The organism is Verrucosispora sp. SN26_14.1, from assembly GCF_004307965.1.
Lineage (GTDB): Bacteria > Actinomycetota > Actinomycetes > Mycobacteriales > Micromonosporaceae > Micromonospora.
Genome location: NZ_SISL01000357.1, coordinates 1 through 6014 on the forward strand (window position 1 = coordinate 1; position 6014 = coordinate 6014).

The 6014-nt window shown below is 73.9% G+C and carries 5 protein-coding genes; 1 reads left to right on the forward strand and 4 read right to left on the reverse strand.

Annotation, left to right across the window (positions count from 1 at the left end):
* Both EYA84_RS24285 and EYA84_RS24290 read right to left on the reverse strand, forming a co-directional pair.
* Positions 1-595, reverse strand: a 595-nt coding sequence (locus EYA84_RS24285; RefSeq protein WP_161595028.1) for an aldehyde dehydrogenase family protein, incomplete at its 3' end; no start/stop codon positions are given.
* Positions 592-2187: a thiamine pyrophosphate-binding protein gene (locus EYA84_RS24290; protein WP_131055671.1), complete on the reverse strand. Its 1596-nt coding sequence runs from the start codon at positions 2185-2187 to the stop codon at positions 592-594. The genes EYA84_RS24290 and EYA84_RS24285, both read right to left, overlap by 4 nt.
* Positions 2188-2415: 228 nt before the next feature.
* Here EYA84_RS24290 and EYA84_RS24295 point away from each other — a divergent pair, with 228 nt between their 5' ends.
* On the forward strand, positions 2416-3435 hold the full coding sequence (locus EYA84_RS24295) for a LacI family DNA-binding transcriptional regulator (RefSeq protein ID WP_161595029.1): 1020 nt from the start codon (positions 2416-2418) through the stop codon (positions 3433-3435).
* A gap of 26 nt (positions 3436-3461) precedes the next feature.
* Here EYA84_RS24295 and EYA84_RS24300 read toward each other — a convergent pair whose 3' ends face one another.
* Positions 3462-4547, reverse strand: coding sequence for an aromatic ring-hydroxylating dioxygenase subunit alpha (locus tag EYA84_RS24300; RefSeq protein WP_161595030.1), 1086 nt, complete (start codon positions 4545-4547; stop codon positions 3462-3464).
* Between the two features lie 65 nt (positions 4548-4612).
* On the reverse strand, positions 4613-6014 hold a 1402-nt coding region (locus tag EYA84_RS24305), incomplete at its 5' end, for an aspartate aminotransferase family protein (RefSeq protein ID WP_236145935.1).

Below are 6014 nucleotides of genomic sequence, written 5' to 3' on the forward strand. Positions count from 1 at the left end.
TCTGTGTATAAGAGACAGGCCCCAGCGCCAGCGCGGTCAGCGGGGTCTGCGCGGCGGGCTTGAGCACGATGGAGTTGCCGGCGGCCAGGGCGGGCCCGACCTTCCACGCCGCCATCAGCAGCGGATGGTTCCAGGGCGCGAGTCCGGCCACCACGCCGAGCGGTTCGCGGCGCAGCATGCTGGTGTGCCCGGGGACGTACTCGGCGGCGGCGACACCGTCGAGATGGCGGGCGGCGGTGGCGAACCAGCGCAGCGCGGCGGCGGTGCCCTCGACGTCGACCGCGTGCCGCAGCCGCAGCGGCGACCCGGTCTCGGCGGTCTCGGTCCGGGCCAGTTCCGCGCCGTGTTCCTCGACCAGGTCGGCGAGGCGCAGGAGCACGGCGGCGCGGGCGGCCGGCGAGGTCCGCCGCCAGACCCCGCCGACGTAGCGCTGCCGGGCGACGTCGACGGCCAGGTCCACACCGGCCGTTCCCGGCCCGGCCAGTCGGCGTACCAGTCGGCCGCGCGCCGGGTCGGTGACCGGTTGTTCGGTGTCGCCGCCGTGCCAGGCGCCGTCGATCCAGGCGCCGGTGGCATCGGCGAGCAGGCCGGTCACGGGACCACCACCAGGGTCGGGCCGTCGGCGTCGAGGCCACCGGCCACCGCGGCGGCGAGGTCGGCCGGGTCGTGCGGTTCGGCGTACCGGCACCCGAGCGCGGCGGCCAGCGCCGGGTAGTCGGGGGCGCGCTGCTGGCAGCCGACCGGCCCGGCGCCCTGCTCGTCGAGCAACCGGGCGATCTCGCCGAATCCGCCGTTGCGCCACACGACGGTCACCAGCGGGATCTCCCGTTCGGCGGCGACCAGCAGTTCGGGCATGGTGAACATGAGGCCGCCGTCGCCGACGAGCGCCACGGTGGGCCGTCCCGGGGTGGCCACCGCCGCGCCGATGGCGGCCGGTACCGCGTACCCGAGGGTGCCCAGGCCGGAGGGGTTGAGCCAGCCACGCGGGCCGTGCACCGGGAACAACGGGGTGGCACCGTAGTAGTTGGCACCCGTCGAGTCGACGGCGAGACAGGCGTCGTCGGGCATGGCGTGGCGCAGCGCGGCGATCCACGACGCGTACGGCGCACCGAGGGCGGCGGCCTCGGCGTCGAGCCGTCGACGGCAGGTGTCCGCCGACGCGGCGCCGGAGCGGTCCGCCACCGGCAGCCGGTCGGCCAGTTCGGCGAGGACGGTCGCGACGTCGGCGGTGAGGGCGATGTCGGCGGGCAGGTGGCGGCCGATGGCGACCGGGTCGACGTCGATGTGCACGAGTCGGCCGGTCAGCCTCGGCCGGGTGGCCCAGAAGTCGGTCGGGCCGAGTTCGGTGCCGACGGCCAGCACCACGTCCGCGCCGGTGAGCAGGTCCTCGGCGGCACCCTGCGGTACGCCGTACTGCTGGGTGACGATCCCGGCGTGCAGTCGGTGCCGGGCGTCTATGGTGCCCTTGCCGTTGAGCGTGGTCAGCACCGGGGCGTCCAGCCGTTCGGCGAGGCGACGCAGGTCGTCGGCGGCACCGGCCGCTCCCCCACCGGCGACGACCACCGGTCGACGGGCGTCGGTGAGCAGTGCCACGGTCTCGTCCACGATGCCGGCGTCCGCCGGTGCCGGTCGGCGTTCCGATGCGGTCGGCCCGGTGCGGTCGGGGTCCACCGGGGCGTCCCAGAGGTCCTGCGGCACCTGGACCACCGCCGGTGCGGGGCGTCCCCAGCGGCGGGGTGCCAGGGCGTCACGGACCGCGTGCAGGACGTCCTCGGGTTCGCAGGCGCGGGTGACCCGGTCGGTGACGGCGCGCAGCAACGCGTCCTGGTCGCGCAGTTCGTGGGCGTGGCCGCCCCGGCCGCCGCGCTCGGCGCGGGACAGGTCACCGGCGAGCACCAGGATCGGCACCGCGTCGGAGTACGCCTGGCCGACGGCGGTGGCCACGTTGGCGATGCCGGGGCCGCAGATGACCGAGCAGGCGGCCACCTGCCCGGTCGAGCGGGTGGCGCCGTCGGCCATGAACCCGGCGCCCTGCTCGTGCCGGGCGGTGACGTGGTCGACCCGGGCGGCGTCGAGGGCCCGGTAGAGACCGAGGGTGTGTGTGCCGGGGATGCCGAAGACGCGGGTCACCCCACCGGCGGCCAGAGCCCGCACCACGGCGGTGCCGAGGGTCGTTCCGGGAATCATCGTCACTCCTGCCGAAGGGTTAGACGGTCATGGTTGAGTCGGCCGGCCCAGGCGGCTTGGAATACGTATGCATGGTGCTATGATGCGTTGGCCGCCGTCAAGGCCACCGCACCGCCGAGGTCGCGGGCCCGACCGGCCGATACGGACGCGCGGCCCACTGATGCGATGGATGGCGAGATGACTGGTGGACCCGGTGTCGAGGCACAGCCTCCCGGGCAACGTCGGAAGGTGAGCAGTCACGACATCGCCAAGCTGGCGGGCGTGTCTCAGTCGACGGTCTCCCGGGTGCTCAACAACAACCCCCGGATCACCGCGGTCACCCGCAACCGGGTGATCGCGGCCATGGAACAACTGCGCTACACCCCGAACGCGGCGGCCCGGACGCTCATCACCGGCCGCAGCCAGTTGATCGGCCTGGTGGTCTCGAACATCACCAACCCGTTCTATCCGCAGCTCATCGAGGCGATCGTGGCCACCGCCGCCGAGCACGACTACAACGTCGTCCTCGGCAACACCCAGGAGAGCCCGCGCCGGCAGATGGACTACCTGAAGCTGCTGGTAGAGCACCAGGTCGACGGCGCGATCCTCACCTCGGCGTTGCAGAGCGGCGGCGACGACCTGCAACGCGTCATCCGCGCGGGCACCCCGGTCGTGCTGGTCAACCGCACGCTGTCGGGCAGCGCGGTGGACAGCGTGCACATCGACAACCGGCGCGGCGGGGCGATCGCCACGGAGCATCTGATCCGGCTCGGCCACCGCCGGATCGCGTTCGCCGGCGGGCGGGCCGACACCTCGACCAACCAGCTCCGGTTGGAGGGATACCAGCGGGCGATGGCCGAGGTCGGTCTGCACGTCGACCCGGAGCTGGTCGTGCACGGCGACTTCACCCACCTCAGCGGTGGCATCACCGCACACCGGCTGCTGACCGCCGGGCAGCCGCCCACGGCGATCGTCTGCGCCGACGACGTCATCGCGCTCGGCTGCATCGACGCCCTGCACGACCGCCGGATCCGGGTGCCGCAGGACGTCGCGGTGGTCGGTTTCGACGACGTGCCGGTGGCGGCGTTGAAGGGGATCGGCCTGACCACGGTCCGCCAACCGGCCCCCGAGATGGGGCGACGCGCCTTCGACCTGCTGATGCACCGCATCGGCGGCGCGGACCGCCAGCGCCCGCCGGTCGAGGAGGTGCTGCCGGCCGAGCTGGTGATCCGGGACACCTGCGGGGCCCGGGCCGGCGGACGCGCCTGACCCCACCCCCGGGCCGGTCACGGTCGTCAGCCGTCCGCCGTGAGCCGCCGCACCAGGTCACCGAAGTGGGCGATGCACGACTCGTCGGCACCGACGCCGCCGATCCGCAGCCAGCCGTGCGGGATCGCGCCGGAGCGCAGGCCACGCTGCACCGACTCGCACAACGCCACGTCCTCGTCGATGACCTGCCGGATGAATGACCGGCTGTCCGCGCGCTCCCGCTCGGTCGCGCCGGGGCCGTGGAAGCGCCGGTACTCCGAGCGGGTGGTGCCGTCCGGCAACGGCCGCACCAGCGTGTAGGAGAAGCCGGCCGAACCCGGCCACACGGAGACGAACAGGTTCGGGAACAGGAAGTGGAACCTCGCCTCGGCCTGCCCGCCGCCGGAGGTCGCCGCGATCCGGGCGTCGGCCCCGATGCCGTCGCCCCGACCGCCGGCCTCGCCGCGCATCGGTGACCGCTGCACGCTCCACCAGGTCGCCGTCTGTTGACGGTACGTCCGCAGGTCGAGCGAGCTGGCCAACCCCGGGTGCGCGACGGCACAGTGGTAGCACTCCAACGAGTTCTCCACCACGATCTTCCAGTCCGCCCGGACCGGGAAGTCGAGCGTCTCCACGTCCGACTGCCGGGCGAGCGTGGGCAGGTCGACACCGAACTCGGCGATCGAGTCGAACAGGTCGCCGAACATCTCGTCGAACGGCGCCGTGTCGGCGGAGAACGTGACGAACACGAACGGGTCCCGTACGGCGACGCGCAGGCCGGACAGGGTCAGGTCCGGCACCGGCGTGAGGCCGGGCGCCGCGCGCAGGGCGCCGTCGAGCCCGTAGGTCCAGGCGTGGTACGGACAGCGCAGGCTGCGTACGGTGCCCCGGTCGGCGGTGACCAGTTCGGCGCCACGGTGCGGGCATACGTTGTGCCAGGCCCGCACCGTACCGCCGTCGTTGACCACGAGCACGCTACGTCCGGTCGCCTCGGCCCGGACGTACCGGCCCGGCGCGTCGAGGTCGGTGGTGAGCGCCACCAGTTGCCAGCTACGGGCGAGCACGGCGTCGTCCCGCCCGTCCGGGGCGGCACAGTACCGCCCGGCCGGCAACGTCGGTACCAGCTCGGACACGTCTTCCTCCCGCAGGGATGGATGGATGGCCCGCCCGGCGGATCCGGGCGGTACGCCCGGGACGCTCAACCGGTCCGGGCCGGTTGCGCCGCTGTGGTGATCGCCGCACCGAGCCGCTCGACGATCTGGTCGAGTTGGTCGTCGGTGAGCACGAAGGCCGGTGAGAGCTGGAGGCTGTCGCCGTTGATGACCCGCGTCAGCACGCCCGAGGCCCGGGCCTGCCGCACCACCCGGTCGGGCAGCCCGGGGTCCCGGTCGACGTCCAACGCGACCGCGCCGAGCAGTCCGGCGTGCCGGACCTCGCGGACACCGGGCAACCCGGCCAGCGCCGGCAGCCGGTCGGCGAGCCGCCCGGCCAGCACGGTCACCCGGGGCAGGAGGTCGTCCTCGGTGAGCAGGCGCAGGTTGGCGATCGCGGCGGCGCAGGCCACCGCGTGCCCGGAGTAGGTGTAGCCGTGGCGGAACACGCCCGCCGTGTCGTCGGTGAACGCCTCCCAGACCCGGCGGGCCGCGATCACCCCGCCCAACGGCACGTACCCGGAGGTGACGCCCTTGGCGAACAGCAGCAGGTCCGGCTCGATGCCGTAGCTGGCCGAGGCGAACCAGTCGCCGGTGCGCCCGAAGCCGGTGACGACCTCGTCGGCGACGAGCAGCACACCACTGCGCCGGCAGATCTCGGCCACCTCGGCCAGGTAGCCGGGTGGCGGCGGGTGTACTCCCCCGGCCCCGATGACGGGTTCCACGAAGAAGGCCGCCACCTGCGCGGCGCCGATCTCGTCGATGGTGCGGCGCAGCGCCTCGGCGTCGTCGTGCGGCACCCGGTGGAAGCCCGGTGCCGCCACCCGGCCGTAGCCGGCACTGTTGGCCGCGATCCCGGCCAGGGCGGTGCCGTGCCCGTGCATGCCGTGGTAGGACAGGTCCCGGGAGATGACGACGCCGCGTTCGGGCTGGCCGCGCAGTGTCCAGAAGCGGCGGACCATCTTCACGGCCGTGTCGACCGCGTCGGAGCCGCCGGAGGTGAGGAAGACCATCGGGTCCGGCATCGGGGCGAGCTCGGCGATCCGGTCGGCCAACGCCAGCGCGGCCGGGTTGGCCATGTCGCCGAAGGTGGAGTAGGCGGCGAGACGACCGGCCTGCTCACCGACGGCGGTAGCGATCCGGGACTGGCCGTGGCCGACGTTGGCGTACCAGAGTCCGGCGGTGGCGTCGAGGTACCAGTTCCCGTCGCTGTCGCGTACCCGCGCGCCGTGTCCCTCGACGATGGTCAGTTCGCTGGCGAGCGTGTCGCGGAGGTGGGAGAACGGGTGCCACAGCCGGGAGGTGGTCGGCGGCCGGTCGGCCGCCGAGGGTGGGCGACGACGGGACGGCGTGGTGGTCACGGGCAGGCTCCTTACTGGGCCCGGCGTCACACCGGTCTCGTGCCGGGCGACCGCCCGGGTGCCGGGGCGGACCGTGGACGCGCGGCAG